The sequence below is a fragment of the Streptomyces pacificus genome, from assembly GCF_011766325.1.
GTDB lineage: Bacteria > Actinomycetota > Actinomycetes > Streptomycetales > Streptomycetaceae > Streptomyces > Streptomyces pacificus.
Genome location: NZ_BLLG01000003.1, coordinates 524,614 through 547,500, shown reverse-complemented (window position 1 = coordinate 547,500; position 22,887 = coordinate 524,614). Strand labels below are relative to the sequence as shown.

At 71.4% G+C, this 22,887-nt stretch carries 24 protein-coding genes and 1 rRNA gene (1 of these 25 only partly in view); 8 read left to right on the top strand and 17 right to left on the bottom strand.

Going from position 1 to position 22,887, the window contains the following annotated elements:
* Together SCWH03_RS07520 and SCWH03_RS07515 are read right to left on the bottom strand one after the other, a co-directional pair.
* Positions 1-511 (bottom strand): 16S ribosomal RNA (locus tag SCWH03_RS07520); it reaches 1,007 nt to the left of the window's first position.
* A gap of 554 nt (positions 512-1,065) precedes the next feature.
* Complete coding sequence (locus SCWH03_RS07515; RefSeq protein WP_173263342.1) at positions 1,066-1,701, bottom strand: DNA-3-methyladenine glycosylase; 636 nt, start codon at positions 1,699-1,701, stop codon at positions 1,066-1,068.
* Between the two features lie 429 nt (positions 1,702-2,130).
* On the opposite strand from SCWH03_RS07515, the gene SCWH03_RS07510 reads away from it, so the two are divergent.
* The 3 genes from SCWH03_RS07510 to SCWH03_RS07500 all read left to right on the top strand — a co-directional run bounded on the left by SCWH03_RS07510 (position 2,131) and on the right by SCWH03_RS07500 (position 4,266).
* Positions 2,131-2,913, top strand: coding sequence for a sporulation protein (locus SCWH03_RS07510; protein ID WP_173263341.1), 783 nt, complete (start codon positions 2,131-2,133; stop codon positions 2,911-2,913).
* A 67-nt stretch (positions 2,914-2,980) separates the two neighbouring features.
* A complete protein-coding gene (locus SCWH03_RS07505; RefSeq protein WP_173263340.1) occupies positions 2,981-3,514 on the top strand; it encodes a YbhB/YbcL family Raf kinase inhibitor-like protein in 534 nt (177 codons plus the stop codon).
* 209 nt (positions 3,515-3,723) lie between these two features.
* On the top strand, positions 3,724-4,266 hold the full coding sequence (locus tag SCWH03_RS07500) for an HNH endonuclease (RefSeq protein ID WP_173263339.1): 543 nt from the start codon (positions 3,724-3,726) through the stop codon (positions 4,264-4,266).
* A gap of 197 nt (positions 4,267-4,463) precedes the next feature.
* On the opposite strand, the gene SCWH03_RS07495 is transcribed toward SCWH03_RS07500, so the two are convergent.
* From SCWH03_RS07495 to SCWH03_RS07480, 4 genes are all read right to left on the bottom strand, one after another.
* A complete protein-coding gene (locus SCWH03_RS07495; RefSeq protein WP_173263338.1) occupies positions 4,464-5,234 on the bottom strand; it encodes a sulfite exporter TauE/SafE family protein in 771 nt (256 codons plus the stop codon).
* Between the two features lie 85 nt (positions 5,235-5,319).
* Positions 5,320-6,300 carry an SPFH domain-containing protein gene (locus SCWH03_RS07490; protein WP_173263337.1) on the bottom strand — a complete coding sequence of 327 codons (981 nt, stop codon included), beginning with the start codon at positions 6,298-6,300 and terminating at the stop codon, positions 5,320-5,322.
* 115 nt (positions 6,301-6,415) lie between these two features.
* Positions 6,416-6,844 (bottom strand): NfeD family protein, encoded by a 429-nt coding sequence (locus SCWH03_RS07485; RefSeq protein WP_173263336.1) that lies wholly within the window; start codon positions 6,842-6,844, stop codon positions 6,416-6,418.
* Positions 6,845-6,946: 102 nt separating this feature from the next.
* Entirely contained in the window at positions 6,947-7,738 is a 792-nt protein-coding gene (locus SCWH03_RS07480) for an ABC transporter ATP-binding protein (protein ID WP_173263335.1), read from the bottom strand.
* 127 nt (positions 7,739-7,865) lie between these two features.
* Between SCWH03_RS07480 and SCWH03_RS07475 the strand changes: the two genes are divergently transcribed.
* Complete coding sequence (locus SCWH03_RS07475) at positions 7,866-8,663, top strand: Rv1486c family protein (protein WP_173263334.1); 798 nt, start codon at positions 7,866-7,868, stop codon at positions 8,661-8,663.
* A gap of 245 nt (positions 8,664-8,908) precedes the next feature.
* On the opposite strand, the gene SCWH03_RS07470 is transcribed toward SCWH03_RS07475, so the two are convergent.
* The 3 genes from SCWH03_RS07470 to SCWH03_RS07460 all read right to left on the bottom strand — a co-directional run bounded on the left by SCWH03_RS07470 (position 8,909) and on the right by SCWH03_RS07460 (position 11,216).
* On the bottom strand, positions 8,909-9,151 hold the full coding sequence (locus SCWH03_RS07470) for a chaplin (RefSeq protein ID WP_173263333.1): 243 nt from the start codon (positions 9,149-9,151) through the stop codon (positions 8,909-8,911).
* A 219-nt stretch (positions 9,152-9,370) separates the two neighbouring features.
* Complete coding sequence (locus tag SCWH03_RS07465; RefSeq protein WP_173263387.1) at positions 9,371-10,021, bottom strand: response regulator; 651 nt, start codon at positions 10,019-10,021, stop codon at positions 9,371-9,373.
* Positions 10,022-10,070: 49 nt separating this feature from the next.
* Positions 10,071-11,216 carry a GAF domain-containing sensor histidine kinase gene (locus SCWH03_RS07460; RefSeq protein ID WP_173263332.1) on the bottom strand — a complete coding sequence of 382 codons (1,146 nt, stop codon included), beginning with the start codon at positions 11,214-11,216 and terminating at the stop codon, positions 10,071-10,073.
* 450 nt (positions 11,217-11,666) lie between these two features.
* Here SCWH03_RS07460 and SCWH03_RS07455 point away from each other — a divergent pair, with 450 nt between their 5' ends.
* A complete protein-coding gene (locus tag SCWH03_RS07455; RefSeq protein ID WP_173263331.1) occupies positions 11,667-12,410 on the top strand; it encodes a transglycosylase SLT domain-containing protein in 744 nt (247 codons plus the stop codon).
* A 227-nt stretch (positions 12,411-12,637) separates the two neighbouring features.
* Here the strand turns inward: SCWH03_RS07455 and SCWH03_RS07450 are convergent, their stop codons facing one another.
* Positions 12,638-15,172, bottom strand: a complete 2,535-nt coding sequence (locus tag SCWH03_RS07450; protein WP_173263330.1) for an FHA domain-containing protein — start codon at positions 15,170-15,172, stop codon at positions 12,638-12,640.
* 525 nt (positions 15,173-15,697) lie between these two features.
* On the opposite strand from SCWH03_RS07450, the gene serB reads away from it, so the two are divergent.
* Positions 15,698-16,912: a phosphoserine phosphatase SerB gene (gene serB / locus SCWH03_RS07445; RefSeq protein WP_173263329.1), complete on the top strand. Its 1,215-nt coding sequence runs from the start codon at positions 15,698-15,700 to the stop codon at positions 16,910-16,912.
* A gap of 128 nt (positions 16,913-17,040) precedes the next feature.
* On the opposite strand, the gene SCWH03_RS07440 is transcribed toward serB, so the two are convergent.
* The 7 genes from SCWH03_RS07440 to SCWH03_RS07415 form a co-directional block, all read right to left on the bottom strand.
* A complete protein-coding gene (locus tag SCWH03_RS07440; RefSeq protein ID WP_173263328.1) occupies positions 17,041-17,559 on the bottom strand; it encodes a SixA phosphatase family protein in 519 nt (172 codons plus the stop codon).
* A 108-nt stretch (positions 17,560-17,667) separates the two neighbouring features.
* A complete protein-coding gene (locus SCWH03_RS07435; RefSeq protein WP_173263327.1) occupies positions 17,668-18,045 on the bottom strand; it encodes a hypothetical protein in 378 nt (125 codons plus the stop codon).
* 167 nt (positions 18,046-18,212) lie between these two features.
* Positions 18,213-18,329 carry an SGM_5486 family transporter-associated protein gene (locus SCWH03_RS28830; RefSeq protein ID WP_254076610.1) on the bottom strand — a complete coding sequence of 39 codons (117 nt, stop codon included), beginning with the start codon at positions 18,327-18,329 and terminating at the stop codon, positions 18,213-18,215.
* 477 nt (positions 18,330-18,806) lie between these two features.
* On the bottom strand, positions 18,807-19,157 hold the full coding sequence (locus SCWH03_RS07430; protein WP_173263326.1) for a hypothetical protein: 351 nt from the start codon (positions 19,155-19,157) through the stop codon (positions 18,807-18,809).
* Positions 19,158-19,363: 206 nt separating this feature from the next.
* On the bottom strand, positions 19,364-20,134 hold the full coding sequence (gene fabI, locus SCWH03_RS07425; protein WP_173263325.1) for an enoyl-ACP reductase FabI: 771 nt from the start codon (positions 20,132-20,134) through the stop codon (positions 19,364-19,366).
* A 4-nt stretch (positions 20,135-20,138) separates the two neighbouring features.
* Positions 20,139-20,858: a 3-oxoacyl-[acyl-carrier-protein] reductase gene (fabG, locus tag SCWH03_RS07420; RefSeq protein WP_173263324.1), complete on the bottom strand. Its 720-nt coding sequence runs from the start codon at positions 20,856-20,858 to the stop codon at positions 20,139-20,141.
* Positions 20,859-21,037: 179 nt separating this feature from the next.
* Complete coding sequence (locus tag SCWH03_RS07415; RefSeq protein ID WP_173263323.1) at positions 21,038-21,481, bottom strand: ATP-binding protein; 444 nt, start codon at positions 21,479-21,481, stop codon at positions 21,038-21,040.
* A 207-nt stretch (positions 21,482-21,688) separates the two neighbouring features.
* Here SCWH03_RS07415 and SCWH03_RS07410 point away from each other — a divergent pair, with 207 nt between their 5' ends.
* Both SCWH03_RS07410 and SCWH03_RS07405 read left to right on the top strand, forming a co-directional pair.
* A complete protein-coding gene (locus SCWH03_RS07410) occupies positions 21,689-22,546 on the top strand; it encodes a helix-turn-helix domain-containing protein (protein ID WP_173263322.1) in 858 nt (285 codons plus the stop codon).
* A complete protein-coding gene (locus tag SCWH03_RS07405; RefSeq protein ID WP_173263321.1) occupies positions 22,543-22,737 on the top strand; it encodes a DUF397 domain-containing protein in 195 nt (64 codons plus the stop codon). The genes SCWH03_RS07410 and SCWH03_RS07405 overlap by 4 nt, the downstream gene beginning before the upstream one ends.
* The last annotated feature ends 150 nt before the right edge of the window (positions 22,738-22,887 follow it).

Here is a 22,887-nt window from a genome sequence, read left to right as displayed (position 1 = left end):
CGTATTACCGCGGCTGCTGGCACGTAGTTAGCCGGCGCTTCTTCTGCAGGTACCGTCACTCACGCTTCTTCCCTGCTGAAAGAGGTTTACAACCCGAAGGCCGTCATCCCTCACGCGGCGTCGCTGCATCAGGCTTCCGCCCATTGTGCAATATTCCCCACTGCTGCCTCCCGTAGGAGTCTGGGCCGTGTCTCAGTCCCAGTGTGGCCGGTCGCCCTCTCAGGCCGGCTACCCGTCGTCGCCTTGGTAGGCCATCACCCCACCAACAAGCTGATAGGCCGCGGGCTCATCCTGCACCGCCGGAGCTTTCCACCACCAGGGATGCCCCCGATGGTCATATCCGGTATTAGACCCCGTTTCCAGGGCTTGTCCCAGAGTGCAGGGCAGATTGCCCACGTGTTACTCACCCGTTCGCCACTAATCCCCTCCCGAAAGAGGTTCATCGTTCGACTTGCATGTGTTAAGCACGCCGCCAGCGTTCGTCCTGAGCCAGGATCAAACTCTCCGTGAATGCTTCCCCGTACTCGGGGCAACACACCACGAGAGCCGGACCAGGAGAAGGAATAGTCCCCCCGGTCCACAGCGTCCTCGCTGTATGTGTTTCTTCAAAGGAACCACGACCAACCGAACCGGAACGATCCGGATGGACGGGGTATCAACATATCTGGCGTTGACTTTTGGCACGCTGTTGAGTTCTCAAGGAACGGACGCTTCCTTCGTACTCACCCACGGAACACTCTCCGAGGCTTTCCTCCGGGCGCTTCCCTTCGGTGTTTCCAACCCTACCAGATCCGATTTCCGTACCGTTCCCGGTCCGAAATCCATTTCCGATGGCCGTTGGAGGGCCTTTCACCTTTCGATCGCCTCGCGGCAACCTTTCGGCGTGTTCACTACGTTAGCCGATTATCCCGGCGACTCATAATCGAGGCGAGGGAGCTGAATTCCGGCATGCCGAATTCGCACCCGCTGGGGTCGGTCGTAGGTAGTGGATGGCCGCTTCGGGGGTGCAGAACAGCAGTCCCGCTCACGCGGCTCGGGCCACGTTAGGCGTCCGGCGAGCCCGAGTCAAATCGCCCTACGACGTGCCGGGCGGGCCCGGTCAGGGCTCTTCGCTCGCGGGCTCAGCCGGTACGCCGAGACCGTCGGATCGCCGGCGAGGGAGAAGCGGTGCTGCCAGTCGTGGGCCCTGCTCACCCCTACCCGAGGGCCCACCCGGATGTGCCCGGCGGGGACCGGTTCGCCCCCGGACAACGCGAGCGCGGCGCCCGTCAGCAGGTCCGTGCCGTTGTGCTCCGCCGTGATGCCGAGGGCCTGGCAGAAGTTCCCCGGACCACGGGCGAGGCGCGGGTCCTCGACCCTCGGCCCTCGCCGCCTGCGGGCCAGCCCCTCCCCCTCGACGACCCGGCCCGCGCGGACGAGGACGGCCGAGGCGATGCCGTCTGCCCCGGTGACGATGTTGGCGCACCAGTGGAGGCCGTGGGACCGGTAGACATACAGATGTCCCGCCGGTCCGAACATGACGGCGTTTCGGGGTGTCCTGCCCCGGTAGGCGTGGGAGGCAGGGTCGGCGGACCCGGAGTAGGCCTCGGTCTCCGTGATGACGGCGCTCACGGTTCCCTCGGCGGTCTCGTGAGTGAGCACGGCACCGAGGAGCGCGGGAGCGACCTCTTCGGCGGGGCGGGCGAGAAAGTCGGCGTTCATGCCGTCCGCCCCGGCATCGCGCGGCTGAAGGGGGCATACGGGTGCCCGGGTGGCCCGCACGCCCCTCCGCTGCGGGCGGTGCGCCCCAGGACGGCGGCGTACGGGCCGGGGGCGGCCTCGTCCGCGTGGGCGTCCGCCTTGTCGAGCCGCCGTTCGACGTGGACGTTCGCGGCGCGGCGAGGCGCGGTGGGGCGGGTGGGGCCGGTGGGGCAGGGCGCGTCCTGCCGGACGGACCGCGGTACGGACCGCTCGGCACGAGCCCGAGGGCAGACCCGGAGGAGGGGCGGGAGGAAAGGCCGCGGGAAAGCCTGGGACGGCGGCGTGTTGGCGGGGCTGCGGATCATGCCGCACGAGGGTACTCGTCCCGCCCGGGGAACCGGCTACCGTCGTCGCGCGTAGATAGAGGTCAGTGGAGAGGAAGGATGGAACATGGGCTTCAAGAAGCTGCTCGCGAGCCTCGGGGCCGGCGGCGCCTCGGTCGAGACGGTTCTGGCCGAGGACAACGTCGTACCCGGCGGGGTCGTCCAGGGCGAGGTGCGCGTCCAGGGCGGTTCGGTGAACCAGCAGATCGAGGGGCTGTCCGTCGGGCTGCAGGCACGGGTCGAGGTCGAGGGCGGCGACCATGAGGTCAAGCAGGACATCGAGTTCGTCAAGCAGCGCCTCGGAGGTGCCTTCGAGGTGCAGGCGGGCGCGGTGCACGTGGTGCCGTTCGGGCTGGAGATCCCCTGGGAGACGCCGATCACGTCGATCGCCGGGCAGCGGCTGCGCGGAATGGACATCGGTGTGACGACCGAACTGGAGATCGCACGCGCCGTGGACTCGGGCGACCTGGACCCGATCCACGTGCATCCGCTGCCCGCGCAGCAGGCCGTTCTCGACGCGTTCATCCAGCTGGGCTTCCGCTTCAAGAGCGCGGACATGGAGCGCGGCCACATCCGCGGGACGCGCCAGCGGCTTCCCTTCTACCAGGAGATCGAGTTCTTCGCGCCCCAGCAGTACCGGGGGCTCAACCAGGTCGAGGTCACCTTCATCGCCGACGACCGCGAGATGGACGTCGTGCTGGAGATGGACAAGAAGCCGGGGCTGTTCAGCGAAGGCAGCGACTCGTACCGGGCCTTCACGGTGGGTCTGCACGACTTCCAGGGGACGGACCACGCCGCCTACCTCAACCACTGGCTCGCCGAGGTCGGCGGCCGCCGTAACTGGCTGTAGGGCTCTAGTCTCGAAACCGCAAGCGCGCGTTCGCAAGCGCAGGACTGCCGAGTACGGAGGTTCAGACGTGTCCGAGGCGAAGAGGGCTCCGCTGCCTCATGACTTCCATCCGCAGGTGCCGTCGTTCACCGTGACGAGTACCGACGTCGAGGACGGCGGTGTCCTGCGGGACGCCCAGCTCCACTCGGCGGGCAACACGTCCCCGCAGCTGCGGTGGGAGGGCTTCCCGGCGGAGACGAAGAGCTTCGCCGTGACGTGCTTCGACCCCGACGCCCCGACGGGCAGCGGATTCTGGCACTGGGTGCTGTTCGACATTCCCGCGTCGGTGACCGAGCTGCCGGCGGGTGCGGGGAGCGGGAAGCTCGAGGGGCTGCCCGAGGGCGCCGTGCATGTCCGCAACGACTACGGGACGAGGGACTTCGGCGGCGCGGCCCCGCCTCCCGGTGACGGACCGCACCGCTACGTGTTCACGGTGTACGCGGTGGACTCCGGGAAGCTGGGTCCCGGTGAGGACGCGTCGCCCGCGCTTGTGGGCTTCCACCTGCGGTTCCACACGCTGGCCCGTGCCCAGCTGATCGGCGAGTGCGAGAACCGCGGTTAGCTCCCCCGGCGTGCGCCCGTAGTTCGCCCGCTCCTGGTCTCAAAGAGATCGGGAGCGGGCATCTTCCGTGGTGCGCGGATATTGCGTTGTCCATGGCGGCGTGCCCGGCCAGAGTTGGTCCGGGCCCGAAGAGCCGGTCCGAGGAGTCCGGCTCCGGGCAGGCACCCGGTCCGGCACGGGGCCGGCCGGCACACGGGAGGTGGGGCACCATGCGGGACACACTGGTACTCAATGCGAGCTTCGAGCCGCTGTCGACGGTGACGCTCAACCGCGCGGTGGTGCTGGTACTGCAGGACAAGGCCGTCGTCGAGCACTCCCACCCCGCGCTCCGGGTGCGCGCGGCCGCGGTGGAGCTACCGGTGCCGCGGGTGATCAGGCTCTGCCGGTACGTACGGGTGCCGTTCCGAAGACAAGCGCCGTGGTCGAGACGGGGTGTGCTGGTACGGGACCAGCACCGGTGCGCCTACTGCGGAAGGCGGGCGACGACCGTGGACCATGTGGTGCCGCGGTCCCGGGGCGGTGCGGACGACTGGCTCAACACGGTGGCGTCCTGCGCCGAGGACAACCACCGCAAGGCGGACCGCACCCCGGAGCAGGCCGGGATGCCCCTGCTGCACCAGCCGTTCGTGCCGACCCCGGCGGACGCGATGCTGCTCGCGCTCCGGGCGGGTGAGCGGTCGTCGCTGCCGGAATGGCTCGGGCGGCACGGCGGGCACCGGGCGGAGCGGCATCCGCTGGCACCGGCGGCCTGAGCGCAGCGGGAGCGGCGCGCAGACGGCAGCGGGCCGGCGGGGAGCACACCGGGCCGAAGCAGGGGCCCGCCGGAGCGGCCCCGGGCCCACCGGAGCGGCGCGGACGGCGGGAGGGGCTGGGAGGCCACCAGGCCGCGGGTGCACCGCGGATGGGCACGGCGGCCCGTCCCCTCGCGGGGGCGGGGTTCCGTGTGCCGTCAGCGGAGGACGAGCTGGACGACGGCCGCCGTGCCCACGAGCACGATGAAGGTCCGCAGTACCACGGGCGAGAGCCGAAGGCCGATCCTCGCGCCGATCTGGCCGCCGATGGCGGAACCGACCGCGATGAGCAGGACGGCGGTCCAGTCGAAGTGTGCGACGAAGAGGAAGAAGAGCGCGGCCACGGAGTTGACGATGGCCGCGAGGACGTTCTTGGCGGCGTTGATCCGCTGCAGGCTGTCGTCGATCAGGATGCCCATCAGGGAGAGGTAGACGATCCCCTGGGCGGCGGTGAAGTAGCCGCCGTAGACGCTGGCGGCCAGCAGGGTGGTGAGGAGGAGGGGGCCGCCGTCGGAGCGGGGGGCACCGGTTCCGCGGCGTTCGCGGCGGCGCTGGACCGCGGCGGAGATCCGGGGCTGGAGGACGACGAGCACCAGGGCGAGTGTCACGAGGACCGGGACGATGGTCTCGAAGGCCGTCGGCGGCAGCAGGGTCAGCAGCATCGCGCCGCCGAGACCGCCGACCAGGGCGGCGAGGCCCAGACGGAGGATGCGGCGCCGCTGGCCGGCGAGTTCGGCGCGGTAGGCGATGGCTCCGCTGATCGATCCCGGTATCAGGCCGAGCGCGTTGGAGACGGTGGCGGTGACGGGCGGGAGCCCGGTGGCCAGCAGTACCGGGAACGTGATGAGGGTTCCGGAGCCGACGATCGTGTTGATCGTGCCCGCCGCCGTACCCGCCACGAAGATCGCGACCGCTTCCCAGATGGACAAGGCCGTCTCCTCATATGCTCGGTGCGCCGCCTCCCCGCCATCGAGGTCGAGGGGCCGCACCGATCATGCACGACCGGCCGGGCGGTCAGTCGATCGGGGGCTGCTCGCGTCGCTCCGTGCCGCCGTTCTGGCGGGGGACGCCGCTGCCGCCGGAACCTGCCGCGCCGTTCCCGCCGCCGTTGCCGGACAGGGGTCCGCCGAAGCTGCCGATGGCGCCGGAGAGGCCCTTGAGCGCGTCGCCGATCTCGCTCGGCACGATCCAGAGCTTGTTGGCGTCGCCCTCCGCGATCTTCGGGAGCATCTGGAGGTACTGGTACGAGAGCAGCTTCTGGTCCGGGTCGCCCGCGTGGATGGACTCGAAGACCGTGCGGATCGCCTGGGCCTCGCCCTCGGCGCGCAGGGCCGCGGCCTTGGCCTCGCCCTCGGCGCGCAGGATGGCGGACTGCTTCTCGCCCTCGGCGGTGAGGATCTGCGACTGGCGGATGCCCTCGGCGGTGAGGATGGCGGCGCGCTTGTCGCGGTCCGCGCGCATCTGCTTCTCCATCGAGTCCTGGATGGAGGTCGGGGGTTCGATGGCCTTGAGTTCCACGCGGTTGACGCGGATGCCCCACTTGCCGGTGGCCTCGTCGAGGACGCCGCGGAGGGCGGCGTTGATCTCCTCGCGGGAGGTGAGGGTGCGCTCGAGGTCCATGCCGCCGATGATGTTGCGGAGGGTGGTGACGGTCAGCTGCTCGATCGCCTGGATGTAGCTGGCCACCTCGTAGGTCGCCGCGCGGGCGTCGGTCACCTGGTAGTAGATGACGGTATCGATGTTGACGACGAGGTTGTCCTGGGTGATCACCGGCTGGGGCGGGAACGGGACGACCTGTTCCCGAAGGTCGATCCGGTTGCGGATCGAGTCGATGAACGGCACGACGATGTTCAGCCCGGCGTTGAGGGTGCGCGTGTAGCGGCCGAACCGCTCGACGATGGCGGCACTGGCCTGCGGGATGACCTGGATCGTCTTGATCAGGGCGATGAAGACCAGCACCACCAGAATGACCAGAACGATGATGATCGATGGCATCGTGCTTCCCGTGCCCTTCGCTGCCGGATGAGTCTCTGATGATCGAGTTTTCCAGACCGCTGGCGGTCATGGGTGAGGTTACGTCACATGATCATGACGAAACGTCACCCGGGTGTCACATCACCACGGCCGTCGCACCGTCGATCTCGACCACGTCCACCTGCTCTCCCGGCTCGTAGACCCGGGAGGCGTCGAGGGCCTTCGCCGACCAGACCTCGCCGGCGAGCTTGATCCGGCCGCCGCCTCCGTCGACCCGCTCCAGCACGACCGCCTGACGGCCTCTCAGCGCGTCGACTCCGCTCGCGACCTGGGGGCGCTGCCTGCCGTGGCGTGCGGCGATGGGCCGCACGACGGCGATGAGCGCGACCGAGACCGCGGCGAACACCACCACCTGCGCCACCACGCCGAAGCCGAGGCCGGCGGTGACCGCTCCCGCGACCGCGCCGACGGAGAGCATCCCGAGTTCCGGCATGGCGGTGATCACGAGGGGGATACCGAGCCCGACCGCCGCGACGAGCCACCACACCCATGCGTCGATGTCCACGGGGCCATGGTAGGCGGGCGGACGCGTCGCCGACAGGGCGCTGTCAGGGCTTCTGTCGGGGTCCTGGGCTCTGTCGGGGTCCTGGGCCCTGTCGGCGCTCCGTCAGGAGAGCGGCAGGCCCTGGGCGGTCCAGCGGTTGCCGTTGCGCTCGACGAGGAGCGGGAGCCCGAAGCAGAGGGAGAGGTTCCGGGAGGTGAGTTCGGTCTCCACCGGTCCCGCGGTGAGCACCCTTCCCTGACGGATCATCAGGACATGGGTGAAGCCCGGCGGGATCTCCTCGACGTGGTGGGTCACCATGATCATGGAGGGGGCGTACGGATCGCGGGCGAGCCTGCCGAGGCGGCGGACCAGGTCCTCGCGGCCGCCGAGGTCGAGGCCGGCGGCGGGCTCGTCGAGCAGCAGCAGTTCGGGATCGGTCATCATCGCGCGAGCGATGAGGGTGCGCTTGCGTTCGCCCTCGGAGAGGGTGCCGAAGGCGCGGTCCAGGTAGTCGGACATGCCGAGGCGGTCGAGGAAGGCGCGGGCGCGCAGCTCGTCGACGGCTTCGTAGTCCTCGTGCCAGGTGGCGGTCATGCCGTAGGCGGCGGTGAGGACGGTCTGCAGGACGGTCTGCCGCTTGGGCAGCTTGTCGGCCATGGCGATGCCGGCCATGCCGATGCGGGGGCGCAGTTCGAAGACATCGACGCCGCCGAGCCGGTCGCCGAGGACGGTGGCGGTGCCGGTGGTGGGGAAGAGGTAGCTGGAGGCGAGGTTGAGGAGAGTGGTCTTGCCGGCGCCGTTCGGGCCGAGGATCACCCAGCGCTCGCCCTCCTTGACCGACCAGGAGACGTCGTCCACCAGAGCACGTCCTCCGCGGACCACGGATACGTCCACCAGCTCCAGTACATCGCTCATGAGCGCGTTGTCTCCCCATTCGGTCGTCGGGTCTCGGGCTCTGCCCGCCTGTGGGCGCGGCTCCCCGGACAAAGCTACGCCACCCGCCCTGTACTCCTGCCCCGGGTCCGGTACCTAGGCTGGGTCCATGCTCTCGGAACCACGATCAGGACGACTGGCCGCCTGGGGGAACGCCCTCTCGGCCGGATGGGTATCGCCGGACGACGCGGTGGCCGCGATCGCCGGGGAGGACGCAGTGCACCGTGTGACGGGACTCCCCGGCGAGAACGGGCCGGTGGGGCTCACGATGGCGCTGGGGCGGCTGCGCACAGCCGGGGTGCGGGGCTTCCGGGTGGCCCTGCCCGCGCCGGGGCATCCGCTGGGGCTGAGCGGGCCGCCGGAGTTCAACGCGCGGGCGCTGGAGGCGCGGGAGGCGGTGGTCTGCCACGGGGCGGCGTACGGCCTGGTGCCCGAAGTGCGCGAGGCGGGTCCGGACGGCGATGTGCACGCCGATGTCGTCTGGCGCTGCCTGGCGGTGCGGGACGCCCCACCGGCCGACGTCCCCTCCCTCGGCGAGGCGGAACGGGAGCTCGCGGAGGGGCTGCGGGAGGCGACGGAGGTGCTGTCGCGGCTGGACGTGGCGGCTTCCGGGCCGGTGGCCGAGGCGGCGCTGGACGCGTACCGGGCGCGGGCGGAGTCGAGGACGGCCCGTGACGTGCTCGCTCCCGGGTACCCGTCCCGAGCGGCACGTGTCCTGGAGATGGCCCAGCGGATCGGTCTCCTGCTGTCGCTGGCGTACGAGAACGGGCACGGCGGGGCGATGAGCGCGTCGGAGATGGCTGCCAGGGGGGCGGCTCTGCGCCCGGTGGAGCGCGTGGCGCGGCGCGCGCAGGTGGCGGCGTACAACGCCTATGTGGAGGACCTGGAGCGCCGGGCCGGCCGCTGACGGGTGCGGCGGACGCGGGGGGGCGCACCCGGGGTCCACCGCGGCGGCCGCCCCTCGGGCCCGACGGCACCGCGAAGGAGACCGGACACCCCGGGGACCGGGAGACAGCAGCCCCGGGCACCCCGGGGGACCCGTCCGGCAGACCCGGGCACCCCGGTAGTCCCCGAGCACGGTCCGGAGTCCGCCGGGTGACGTGGAAGGCCGCGGGGGGCCGCGGGTCCGCCGGAGCGGGCCGGGCGGCTCACTCAGCCGTTGACGCCCGTGTTGCCGAAGGCCGGGTTGAGGGCGCCGATGACGTCGACCGTGTTGCCGACGGCGTTGACCGGGACGTGGATCGGCGCCTGGATCAGGTTGCCGGAGCCGACGCCCGGGGAGTTCGTGGCGTGGCCGTCCGCGTGCGCACTGGTGGCGGACGCGACACCGGCGCCCGCGGCGACGATGCCGCCGGCGACCATGGAGACGGCGAGGGCCTTCTTCAGGTTGTTCACTTCGGGATCCTCCTAGGCGTCACCGCGGCGGGACCGCCGCAGCTCGCCCTGGAGAACGCCCGGGACACAGTCCGGATACGCCATGTGGGCGATATACACACGACGGTATGAATCTCACACCGGAGGGAACCGGTCCGCTTTCCCGTGGAAGGCCCTCCGAGCGCACCGGCAGCCGAGCCGGCGAGTGACCTGCCGAAACGTTCCGATTCAGACCGGAACTCAGCCCGCGAGGCCGTGCCGGACGGCCCAGAGCGCCGCCTGGGTGCGGTCCGCGAGATCGAGCTTCATCAGGATGTTCGACACATGGGTCTTCACCGTCTTCTCCGACAGGACCAGGGACCGGGCGATCTCCCGGTTGGAACGGCCGTCGGCGATGAGCCCGAGCACCTCGCGCTCGCGCTCGGTGAGCGAGGTGCCCCTCCCCTGCCCGCCGCCCGGCACGTCCTGGGCCAGGAGCGCTCCCGCCACCTCCGGCTGCAGGAGAACGTGCCCCGCGTGCACGGAGCGGATCGCCGCGGCGAGCGCGTCGGGGTCGACGTCCTTGTACAGATAGCCCGAGGCGCCGGCGCGCAGCGCGGGGACGACCGTGCGCCGCTCGGTGAAGCTCGTGACGACCAGCACCTTCGCGGTGCTGTCGAGGGCGGTCAGCTTGCGCAGCGCCTCGATCCCGTCGGTGCCGGGCATCCGCACGTCCATCAGCACCACGTCGGGCAGCAGTTCCCCGGCGCGGGCCACTGCCGCGTCACCGTCCCCCGCCTCACCGACGACCTCGATGTCGTCCTGCACCTCGAGGAAGGTGCGCAGCCCCCTGCGCACCACCTGGTGGTCGTCCGCCAGCAGCACGCGGATCGTCCGTCCGCCTCCCGGCAGCGCCACGCCACCGGGACGCACCGCTTCCGCGCCGTCTCCGCTCTCCCGCTCAGCCACCGGGGACCTCCATCTCGACCGTGGTGCCCTTGCCGGGCGCCGATTGCACCGTGAGTCTTCCGCCGACGCCGCTCGCCCGGTCGCGCATGGAGACCAGGCCGAGGTGGCGTCCGGCCGTGCGGACCGCATCGGGCTCGAAACCGCTGCCGTCGTCGGTGACGCTGAGGACCGCGCCCTGGCCGCGGCGGGCGAGGCTGACCGCGACCCGGGGCGCGTCCGAGTGCCGCAGCGCGTTGTGCAGGGCCTCCTGGGCGACCCGGAGCAGGGCCTCCTCCTGGGCGGCCGGCAGGGCGCGGACCCCGTGGCTGTCAAAGGTCACCTGCGCGGTGTGGGCGCGGTCGAGGACCTGGACCTGGGTGCGGAGGGTCTCGGCGAGGCCGTCCTCGTCCAGGGCGGCGGGGCGCAGTTCGACGACCGCGGCACGCAGTTCGTCGGCGGCCTCGGCGGCGAGCGCGGCCACCTGCTGCAGCTCGCACTTGGCCCGGTGCGGGTCGCGGTCCACCAGGCGGGCCGCGGCCTGTGCGGTCAGCCGGAGGGAGAACAGCTTCTGGCTGACGGCGTCGTGGAGTTCGTGCGCGAGGCGGGAGCGCTCCTCGACGATGGTGAGTTCGCGGCTGCGCTCGTACAGACGGGCGTTGGTGAGGGCGATGGCCGCGTGCTGCGCGAGGATCGACAGCAGTTCCTCGTCCTCCTCGGTGAATCCGCAGACCCCCTCGGGCTTGGGGCACCGCTTGTTGGCGAGGTACAGCGCGCCGATCGTCTCATCGCCGTCCCTGATGGGCAGGCCCAGGAAGTCGGCCATCTCCGGGTGGGCCGCGGGCCAGCCCCCGAAACGGGGGTCCTTGCGCACGTCCGCGAGCCGCTCGGCCCCGGCGCCGCCCAGCATCGCGGCGAGGATGCCGTGCTGGCGCGGGAGCGGTCCGATCGCCCGCCACTGCTCCTCGCTGACGCCGTCGACGACGAACTGGGCGAAGCCACCGTGGTCGTCCGGGACGCCGAGCGCCGCGTACTCCGCGCCGAGCAGCTCCCGGGCCGACACGACGATCGTCTTGAGGGCGTCGCGGACCTCGAGGTGCCTGCTCATCGCGAGCAGGGCGGTGCTCACGGCGGCCAGTCCGGAGCTCGGTCGATGGCTCATGGGGATCACCGTACCGGGGTCGGTGACGGTGCGTATCGGCCTGTGGACGGCGGGCGGAACCGGTCCCCGGCCCTAGGTCGCAGGGCCCTGGACGGCAGGGGCGCCGGAGCGGGCAGCCGTCTCCTCCCACCGGGCGAGGGCGCTCACCCAGCGCGTTGCATACGCAACTCAAAGTGAGAGTGCCAGGGATGGGATGTGACCCCGCACATAGGACCCACATCACTTACGAAGCGCGCTAGTGGCTACATAAAGGACAAGTAGGCAGGCCAGGGCGTACCGAGTGCGCAGGATGTCCGATTTTGGGGCTTCCGGCTCCTCTACTCGCCTTCGTAGGTCACCTCATTGCCAGGAGATTTTGCTGCCGCTAAGAATTGCGTCCGTCGCCGCCGAGCAGGCGCTGTGCCGCCCCCGGCCGAAGCGACTCCCGCTATTCGAAGAGGTACGTCTCGCATGTCCGCGTCCCGCACCCCCGGCTTCCGCCGTATGTCCAAGACCTACAAGTTCTCGATCGCCGGTATCGCCGCCGCAGGCGTCTCCGCCCTCGCGTTCTCGCTCGTCCCGGGCAGCGCAGTCGCCGGTACCGGGACGCAGGCCGCACCCGCCTCCGGGACGGCCCTGTCCGCGACCGTCGACACGGCGCAGGCCACCGCGCTGCAGACCAGCCTCGCCGAGCAGAACCCCTTCGCCGCGGCCCAGCTCAAGGCCGCCGCCCAGGCCAAGGCCCAGGCCGCCGCGAACGCCAAGACCGCCCAAGTCAAGGCCGCCGCCCAGGCCGAGGCGGCCGCCGCCCAGGCCGCCGCCCAGGCCGCCGCCGTCAAGGGGCGTGCACTGGAGCAGGCCGCCAGCCGCACCGCCGCGCGCACGCCGGTCTACGCCGACAACCTGGACGGCTGGATCCGCGAGGCCCTGGACATCATGAAGAAGCACAACATCCCGGGCACCTACCACGGCATCTACAAGAACGTGATGCGCGAGTCGAGCGGCAACCCCCGCGCGATCAACAACTGGGACATCAACGCCGCCAACGGTGTCCCCTCGAAGGGCCTGCTGCAGGTCATCAAGCCGACCTTCGACGCCTACCACGTTCCCGGCACCGTCAAGGACCAGTACGACCCGGTCGCCAACATCGTCGCCGCCTGCAACTACGCGGCCGACCGCTACGGCTCGATCGACAACGTCAACAGCGCCTACTGACGGACGCGGGCCGCACCCGCGCCGCCGACACGCCGGAGGGCGGCACCCGCTGGGGGTGCCGCCCTCCGGTACAACCGGTACAACCGGTACAACCGGTACAGCCCGCGCCGCCGTCGGCCGGCACAACCGGCACAGCCCGCGCCGCCGGTGCCGCGCGTACCGCACACACCGCCGATGGCCCGTGCGGCCGCCGGTACCGCCTGAGCGCTTCGGGCGGCGGGAGCCCGCTACCCGCGCATGACCTCCGGCTCATGGCGGCGCAGGAAGCGGGCCACGAGGAAGCCGCACAGCGCGCCGAGCGCCAGCAGAGCCGCCATGTCCAGGCCCCAGGCGCCGGCCTCGTGGTCCCAGAGCGGGTCGGTGCTGCCGGGGTCGTCCTGGTCCGGTCTGATCCTGTTGAGGTCCAGGGTGGCGCCGGCAGCGGCGACCGCCCAGCGGGACGGCATCAGATACGAGAACTCGTTGACGCCGATGGTGCCGTTGAGGGTGAACAGGCAGCCGGTGAAGACGATCTGGACGATCGCGAACATCACCAGCAGCGGCATGGCCTTCTCGGCCGTCTTCACCGCCGCCGAGATGACCAGGCCGAACATCATCGAGGCGAAGCCGAGGGCCATGATCGGCAGTGAGAGTTCCAGGAGCGTGGCAGAGCCGAGGACCAGCCCCTCCCCGGGGATCTCCCGGGCCGCGAATCCGATGGCGCCGACCAGGGCGCCCTGGAGCACGGCGATCGTACCGAGGACGATCACCTTGGACATCAGATAGGCGGAGCGCGACAGGCCGGTCGCCCGCTCCCGCTCGTAGATCACCCGCTCCTTGATCAGCTCGCGTACCGAGTTGGCGGCACCGGAGAAGCAGGCGCCGGCCGCCAGGATCAGCAGCACCGTGGTGGCCGTGCCGTTCGGGACGATCCTGCCGTTCTGCGGGTTGACGCCATTGGGCAGCAGGCCCTTGTCCAGATCGATGAGCAGGCTCACCGCGCCGATAACCGAGGGCACGAGCACCGTCAGCGCGAGGAAGCCCCGGTCGGCGGAGATCACCGAGACATAGCGCCGCATCAGGGTGCCGAGCTGGGAGAACCACCCCTGGGGCTTCGGCGGCCGGACGGCCTGGGGCGGCGGCAGGTGCGCCGACTGCGCGGCGACGGCGTCGATGTCGGCGGCGTACACCTGGAAGTGCTGCGAGCCCTTCCAGCGGCCCGCCCAGTCGTAGTCGCGGTAGTTCTCGAAGGCGGAGAACACATCGGCCCAGGTCTCGTAGCCGAAGAAGTTCAGCGCCTCCTCCGGCGGCCCGAAGTACGCCACCGAGCCGCCGGGCGCCATCACCAGCAGCTTGTCGCACAGTGCGAGCTCGGCCACCGAGTGCGTGACCACGAGGACCGTGCGGCCGTCGTCGGCGAGGCCGCGCAGCAACTGCATGACGTCGCGGTCCATGCCCGGGTCGAGACCGGAGGTGGGCTCGTCCAGGAAGATCAGCGACGGCTTGGTCAGCAGTTCCAGGGCGACGGAGACGCGCTTGCGCTGGCCCCCGGAGAGGGAGGTGACCTTCTTGCCCTTGTGGAGGTCGAGCTTCAGCTCGCGCAGCACCTCGTCGACGCGGGCCTCGCGCTCGGCCGCCGTGGTGTCCGCCGGGAAGCGCAGCTTGGCCGCGTAGGTGAGCGCCTTCCTGACGGTCAGCTCCTTGTGCAGGATGTCGTCCTGCGGGACCAGGCCGATGCGCTGGCGCAGCTCGGCGAACTGCTTGTACAGGTTCCGGTTGTCGTAGAGCACATCGCCCCGGTCGGCGGGGCGGTAGCCGGTGAGGGCCTTGAGCAGGGTCGACTTCCCGGACCCGGAGGGGCCGATGACCGCGATGAGCGACTTCTCCGGGACGCCGAAGGAGACGTCCCGGAGGATCTCCTTGCCGCCGTCGACCGTGACCGTGAGATGACGGGCGGAGAAGGTCACCTCGCCGGTGTCGACGAACTCCTCCAGACGGTCGCCGACGAGGCGGAACGTGGAGTGGCCGACGCCTACGGTGTCGTTCGGGCCGATGAGCGCGGTGCCCGACTTGGCGAGCGGCTGGCCGTTGACGTAGGTGCCGTTGTGCGAGCCGAGGTCGCGGATCTCGAAACGGCCGTCGGGCGCCGCGTGGAACTCGGCGTGGTGGCGGGAGACCTGGAGGTCGGACACCACCAGGTCGTTCTCCAGTGCACGGCCGATGCGCACCACCCGGCCCAGGGACAGCCGGTGGAACGCGGTGGGACTGCGGTCGCCCGGCGGCTGCGGGGCCCCCGCGGGACCGTCGGGTGTCTCCGGGGCCTGCCGGTCCCGCGGCCCCTGCTGGTGCGGCACCCGGGCGACGGGCTGCTGCCACTGCTCCTGGGCCTCCTGCCGCCGGGCCCGGCCCTGCTGGTCGGGGCCGGGCTGCCCCTGCGGGGCGGTGCCGGCCTGCTGGGGAACGGCTTCCGGTGCGCTGTACGCGCCGGCCTCGGCGCCGGACAGGCTCAGCCGCGGACCGTCAGCGGCGTTGCCGAGGTGCACCGCGGAGCCGGGGCCGAGCTCCAGCAGGTGGACCCGCCTGCCCTGCACATACGTGCCATTGGTGCTGCCGTGGTCCTCCAGGACCCAACTACGGCCGCTCCAGCTGATCGTGGCGTGCCGCCACGACACCCGGGCGTCGTCGATCACCACGTCACCCCGGGGATCCCGCCCCACGGTGTACGACCTGGACGGATCGAGGGTCCAGGTCCTTCCGTTCAGTTCCAGTACGAGTTCCGGCACTCCCTGCCCCACCTAGTCGTCCCCGAGCTGCCCCCGTCGACGGGCATCCGGGGATGGCGAACGTCGTGGGGAACTATTCCAGGGACGGTCGCGTATCGGAAAGCCGGGCCCGGCGGGCCCGGCGACACCTGCCCGCTCCCGCTCCTGCACCTGCACCAGCACCAGCACGGGCACCCGTCACCTGCACCGGCACCCGCGCCGGCTCAGGCCCTGGCACAGGCCCTGGCACGAACGCCGGGTCCGCGCCGCTCAGGGTCCCGGGGTCTTGCCGCGCCCGGCATTCGAAAGGACGGATCCGCCCCTTCCCCGGCCGCGCCCCACGGCAGCGGCCGGCCTCTCGGCAGCGCCCCGGCTCCACCTCTGCGCGACCCGCACATCACCTCGCCCGGGAGGGCCGCCGCACCGTGAGGCGCCAGGCGGCCGAGGAGCGCTCGCACATCGCCTCGCCCGGGAGGGCCGCCGGCTGTCCGGTACGCGGGACGGGGCGGCGGATGGCACGGAGTGCCCGATACCGTGGGCAGTACCATGAGCGCATCGCAGCCCCCGCAGACGTCCGAGGTCCCCACCCTGCTGGTGAAGATCTTCGGGAAGGACCGTCCCGGCATCACCGCCGGGCTCTTCGACACCCTCGCCGCCTTCTCCGTCGACGTGGTCGACATCGAGCAGGTCGTCACACGGGGGCGCATCACCCTGTGCGCCCTCGTCACCGAGCCGCCCGCCGGCACCGAGGGCGAGCTGCGGGCCACCGTCCACGGCTGGGCCGAGGCGCTGAAGCTGCAGGCCGAGATCATCTCGGGTCTCGGCGACAACCGGCCCCGGGGCAGTGGCCGCTCGCATGTGACCGTGCTCGGACATCCGCTGACCGCGGAGTGCACGGCCGCCATAGCCGCCAGGATCACCGGCACGGGCGGCAACATCGACCGTATCCACCGGCTCGCCAAGTACCCGGTGACCGCCGTGGAGTTCGCGGTGTCGGGCTGCGAGACCGAGCCGCTGCGGACCGCGCTGGCGACCGAGGCGGCGGAGATCGGGGTGGATGTCGCGGTCGTCTCGGCCGGACTGCACCGCCGGGCGCAGCGCCTGGTGGTGATGGACGTCGACTCCACACTGATCACCGATGAGGTCATCGAGCTGTTCGCCGCTCACGCGGGCTGTGAGGCCGAGGTCGCCGAGGTCACGGCCGCCGCGATGCGGGGGGAACTCGACTTCGAGCAGTCGCTGCACGCGCGGGTCGCGCTGCTGGCGGGCCTGGACGCGTCGGTGGTGGACAAGGTGCGCACGGAGGTGCGGCTCACCCCCGGCGCCCGCACCCTGATCCGTACGCTGAAGCGCCTGGGCTTCCAGGTCGGCGTGGTGTCGGGCGGGTTCACCCAGGTCACCGACGACCTGAAGGAGCGTCTGGGGCTGGACTTCGCCTCGGCCAACACCCTGGAGATCGTGGACGGCAGGCTCACCGGCCGCGTCACCGGGGAGATCGTGGACCGGGCGGGGAAGGCCCGGCTGCTGCGGCGTTTCGCGGCGGAGGCCGGGGTGCCGCTCGCACAGACCGTGGCGATCGGCGACGGCGCCAACGACCTGGACATGCTGAACGCGGCCGGGCTGGGCGTGGCCTTCAACGCCAAGCCCGTGGTGCGCAAGGCCGCCGACACCGCCGTCAACGTGCCCTTCCTGGACGCGGTGCTGTATCTGCTCGGGATCACCCGCGAAGAGGTCGAGACCGCGGACGCCCACGAGGGCTGATCCGGCGGGCGGCGGCTGCCGCGGGGGCGTGCTGCCGGCGCGGGTCCGGCGGGCCGGGCTACCCGGTTCGGGGAGGCGGCCCGTCGCACACCCGGGGCACCGGGCCGCCTCCCGGCAGCGGACGCCGCTCAGTCGTGCGGGGCCCAGTAGTCCAGGAGCGTGCCCACGCCGTGCTCGACGGACTTCCACGAACCGGAGAAGCCGACCACGGCGAACGCCGCGGTCGGGAAGCCGCCGCCACTCATCCGCCGCAGGGTGTCGCCCTCCGCCCTGCCCGCCAGGGCGTCGGCGAGGGCGTGCATCCCGGGGTTGTGACCGATGATCAGCAGATCGCCGACCTCGTCCGGGGTCTCGTTGAGCAGCGCGAGAAGGTCTCCGAGGGAGGCCTCGTAGAGCCGCTCCTCATACACGGTCCTGGGCCGCTCCGGCAGCTCCTGGACCGCGAGCTTCCAGGTCTCGCGGGTCCTCGTGGCGGTCGAGCACAGGGCGAGGTCGAAGGGGATGCCGGTGTCGGCGAGCTTGCGGCCGGCGGCGGGGGCGTCCATGCGGCCCCGGTCGGCGAGCGGCCGCTCGTGGTCGGGCACCTGAGGCCAGTCGGCCTTCGCATGGCGGAGTAGGGCGATCCTTCGCGGTGTATCGGCGCTCATGTTCCCCAGCTTCGCATGAAATCAGCCAGCGGGCGCAGGGTGTTGAGGGGTGACGGCGGGAGGCGGAGCGGACCGCCGCGGCCCGGCGGGGCGGGTGCCGCGAACGGTTCAGAAAGCGCTCAGGGCCAGCTGGATCCAGCCGAGGAAGACCAGTGGTGAAGGGAGAGCGGTCGCCTGCGCCTGCCCCGCCCCGGTCATGAGCAGGAACAGTGCGGAGAAGCCGATCACCGGCGGGACCAGGCCCCACCACCGCAGTCCGAGGCCGCCCGCCCTCAGCCCGGCGGCCGCGCCCCGCGGGGGACGTGCGGCACCCCGCGGCACGGCGGCGACGGCCCTCGGTGCGGTGGCGGCGCCGTGCGCAACGGCAGCGGAGCCGTGCGCAACGGCAGCCGCCGCCCTCGGTCCGCCACTGCCGCTCCTCGCCCCGGCGACGTCGCAGCCGACGGCGTCCGAAACGTGGTGCCGGGGGTGTGTACGGGCCGACATGGCCGCCTCCGTGAGGTCCGAAGCTGGGCTCCCGTTGAGCTGCTTCCAACGTACGGATCACGGATGCGGCCGGGCATCCGGTGAGCCACCCACTTCCCCCTGACGCCCACCCCCTAGGGGTCCCCGGGGCCGGTAGGGGACGGGTGGCGGCGGGTCCGCCCTGGCGGTCAGGGGGAGGCGATCGAGGCGATGATTCCGATGACCACCGTGATGCCGATCATCGCGCCGAAGACGAGCAGGAGCTTCTTCTGGCCGTTCGGGGGGTTCGGGTCGAGCACAGGCATGGGGTCAGTGTCGCATCCCGGCCTCGCCGCGCGTCGCGCGGTCCCGGCCCGCGAGGGCGCCCCCGCCGTACCGCGGTCCCGCCGCCCGCGGCCCCGCCGCCCGCGGCCCGCGGCCCGCGGCCCGCGGCCCGCGCCCGGCTGCCGGCGCGAGGGGCAGGCCCCCGGCCGCCGGGCCGGGGTCGGTACGGGCCCGCAGCAGCCGGGCCGCGGCGTGGATGCGGGAAAGCCGGGATGCCGCGGAAGCCGGGCACAGAGCGGGAAGCCGGGAAGCAACGGAACCGGGGAGAGCGCCGGAAACAGCGACGGTCCGTTCCCGCGCCTTCCGCGGCGGGCCGCCGCAGCAGCACGTCCCCGCGGCGGTCGGAAGCGGGACGCGCCTCCGGCGGCGGGGCCGACGCCCCCCGCGGAGCCGGGCGCACGTGCCACGGCGCAGGCCCAGCGGAGGGGTCACTCGTCCCGCGGGGCCGGGCGGAGGCGTCAGCGCCGCAGATGGCTCACCCACACGCTGCCGATCTCCTTCCAGCAGCGCTCGGTGAGCGTGGCGCGGCCGGTCGGGCCGATGTTGACGGGGGCGCTGTCCGCGTCCACGTCCCACCAGCGTGCGCACTCGACGTGGAGCTGCACCCGGTCGGTGTCCAGATACGGGTTGTGGCAGTGGGCCGTGGCCCTGGAGCCCTCGACGTAGACGCTGCAGGCCGCCCCGAAGGGCCGGGGCTCGGGCCTGTACGGCTCGGAGACCGCCGCCGTGGGCGCGGCGGGCCACACCAGCGTCCCGAGCGCCAGGAGCGCCCCGGGCACCCCGAGCACGGTCGCGGATCGCCACGGCATGCGCACAACCAGGACCTCCTCGGCCGTACTGCGGCATGCGCCGCTGCTGCACCACAAGGGAGGGATCGCCTCTCCAGGGTCACCCGGCCGGGTGCCGGCCCGCCCGCTGTGTTGGCCCGAACGGGCGACGCCCCGGCCGCCCGCACACAGCGGGTGACCGGGGCGTCGAAAGCGGCCGGGTGACGGCCGTCCGGGATGACGCTGCGTTATGCGCCCATCATGTGCACGCCACCGTCGACATGGATGATCTCGCCCGTGGTCTTCGGGAACCAGTCGGACAGCAGCGCGACGATGCCGCGGCCGGCCGGCTCCGGGTCGGCCATGTCCCACTCCAGCGGGGAGCGGTGGTTCCAGACGTCGGCCAGTTCGGTGAAGCCCGGGATGGACTTGGCGGCCATGGAGCCGATCGGTCCTGCGGAGACCAGGTTGCAGCGGATGTTCTGCTTGCCGAGGTCGCGCGCCATGTAGCGGCTGGTGGCCTCCAGCGCCGCCTTGGCGGGGCCCATCCAGTCGTACTGCGGCCAGGCGAACTGGGCGTCGAAGGTCAGACCGACCACCGAGCCGCCCTCGTGCGGGAACAGCGGCAGGCAGGCCATGGTGAGCGACTTCAGCGAGAACGCCGAGACGTGCATCGCGGTCGAGACGGACTCGAACGGCGTGTTCAGGAAGTTGCCGCCGAGGGCGTCCTGCGGGGCGAAGCCGATGGAGTGGACGACGCCGTCCAGCCCGCCGAGCTCTGCCCTGACGATCTCCTCCAGCCGCCCCAGGTGCTCGTCGTCGGTGACGTCGAGCTCGACGACCTTGGTCGGCTCGGGAAGCTTCCTGGCGATACGCTCGGTCAGCGTGGGCCGGGGGAACGCGGTCAGGATGATCTCCGCACCCTGCTCCTGGGCCAGCTTCGCGGCGTGGAAGGCGATGGAGGACTCCATCAGCACACCGGTGATGAGGATGCGCTTGCCGGCGAGGATTCCACTCATGTGATCAGTGACCCATGCCCAATCCGCCGTCAACCGGGATGACGGCTCCAGTGATGTACGAGGCGTCGTCGGAGGCGAGGAACCGCACGGCGGCGGCGATCTCCTCCGGCTGCGCGTAACGGCCGAGCGGGACCTGCGAGACGATGCCCGCACGCTGCTCGTCGCTGAGCACCTTGGTCATGTCGGTGTCGACGAAGCCGGGCGCGACGACGTTGAAGGTGATGTTCCGCGAGCCGAGCTCCCGGGCGAGGGACCGGGCGAAGCCCACCAGTCCGGCCTTGGAGGCGGCGTAGTTGGCCTGGCCGGCCGAGCCGAGCAGCCCGACCACGGAGGAGATCAGGACGACGCGGCCCTTCTTGGCCCGCAGCATGCCGCGGTTGGCGCGCTTCACGACACGGAACGCGCCGGTGAGGTTGGTGTCGAGGACGGAGACGAAGTCCTCCTCGGACATCCGCATCAGCAGCTGGTCCCGGGTGACGCCGGCGTTCGCGACGAGCACCTCCACGGGACCGTGCTTCTCCTCGATCTCCTTGTAGGCCTGCTCCACCTGTTCGGCGTCGGTGATGTCGCAGCGGACGGGCAGGAAGCCCCGCTCGGCGAGCTCCGCCGGCGGCTCACCGGAACGGTACGTGATCGCGACCTTGTCTCCGGCCTCGGCGAAAGCGCGGGCGATGGCGAGGCCGATGCCCCGGTTTCCTCCGGTGACGAGAACCGAGCGGCTCAACGGATCACCCTTTCGATAGCGGTCTGATACTGCGAGAACCTATCGGTACGGGCCCCCGTACCGAGGGATCGACCCCTGACAGTGGCGTCGCGGCTGCACTGTCGGGTCCCTACAGTCGCCCTGGTTCTCCGGTGTCCGTGCGACCGGCGCCCCGCGGGGCAGCGGAAGACGATCTTCGACTAGGCCCGGACCGGGCATGCCTGACGCGGATCACCCGGGACGGGGACCGCGCACTCCGCCCACACCGTCTTGCCCGGCCCCAGCCGGTCGTCGACGCCCCAGCGCGCGGCGACGGCCGCGACCACGAGCAGTCCCCGGCCGCCTTCCGCATCCGCGGGTCCCGGAGCCGCCGTCCCGCAGAGCCCGGGCCGCCCGGGGTGGGTGTCGGACACCTCGACGCGGACGACGCCGGCCGAGCGGTCGAAGCCGAGCCGCAGTTCGAAGTCGCGCCCGGGGACGCGGCCGTGCAGGGCCGCGTTGGCCGCGAGTTCGGCGACGACGAGGGCGACGGTGTCGGACGCGGTACCGCCGTACGGCAGGTGCCACAGGTCCAGGTGGTGCGTGGCGAGCCGGCGGGCGAGACGGGCCCCACGGCGCGTGGCGGAGAAGCGCTGCACGAACACACTTACGGTAACGGCCTCTTGGGCGGGTGACGCTGGCATGCGCCCAGCGTTCCCGGCCCGCCACCCGCCCCAACAGGTACGACACCCATACACGTGTCGCTGTACCAGTGCACACTCTGGACCGGGCGGGTCACCGTGCGTGACCCTGGACGGGTTGGGCGGGGTCGGGCGGGGCGCGAAAGCATGGGCACGGGAGGCGCGGCGGCGATGAGGACAGACCACGGCGGAGGCGGCGGCGGTGCGAACGGCGGTGAGGCGGAGCTCTCCGACAGCCTGAGGACCTTCGGTGTCGTCCTGAAGGCACTGCGGGAGGAGTCCGGCCTGACACAGGAGGAGTTCGCGCGACGGGTGCGGTACTCAGCCGCGTATGTCGCCAAGATCGAGCAGGGCAAGCGGTTCCCCCCGGCGGACCTGCCCGCACGGGCGGAGGAGGTACTGGGACCGGTCGCGCTCAAGGTCCTCACCGCGGCGGCGAAGAGCCTGACGCGGAGGGCGGGGCTGGCATCGTGGTTCCGGCAGTGGGCGGGGGTCGAGGAGGAGGCGATCTCCCTGTACGCGTACGAGTGCCGGGCGGTACCGGGGTTGCTGCAGCCCGAGGGGTACATCCGGGCGATCTTCGACCGTCAGATTCCTCCACTGTCTGAGCAGCAGTTCGAACGGCAAGTGGCTGCTCGGCAAGAACGGCAGCGGCTCTTGGACGAGCGCCCGAACACGGCGTTCTCATTTCTCATCGAACAGGCCGTTCTCGAACGGCGTCTCGGGGGTGGGCAAGTGACACGGGAGGTCATCTGCAACCTCCTGGAACAGGGAAGCCGGCGGAACGTCGAGATCCTCGTGATGCCCCTCCGCCAGGAGGATCACTCTGGTGTCGATGGCCAGATGTACCTCGCTGAACGCGACAACCATCAATGGGTCGGCTATGTCGAGGGACACGACAGCAGCACCCTGCTGGCCGAGCCGAAACTGGTGAGTTCCATGCTCCAGCGCTATGGAAAGATGCGGTCACAGGCCCTGAGTCACATGGCCACTGTGGACCTGCTGAGGAAGATGCAAGGAGCGCTATGAGCACCGAACTGGCCTGGTTCAAGAGCAGCTACAGCGGCAGTGGCGGCGGCAACTGCGTCGAGGTCGCCGTGCGTCCCCAGGCAGTCCACATCCGCGACTCCAAGGACACGCGCATCCGCCCCCTCGTCGTCACGCCGACGGCATGGACGGCGTTCACCGCACACACGGCGGGCGCCTACCCGGCCCGCTGAGCCGGCTGGGCAGACGCCGAGCCGATCGATCGCGCGGGCGGGCACGGAAGTTGGTTCCGTGCCCGCCCGTTTCGTGCTGCCGCTCGCGGATTTTCCGGCGATCAGGTCCCCGGGTCCGTGATTCACTTCCGCTGACAGTGACAGCCCATC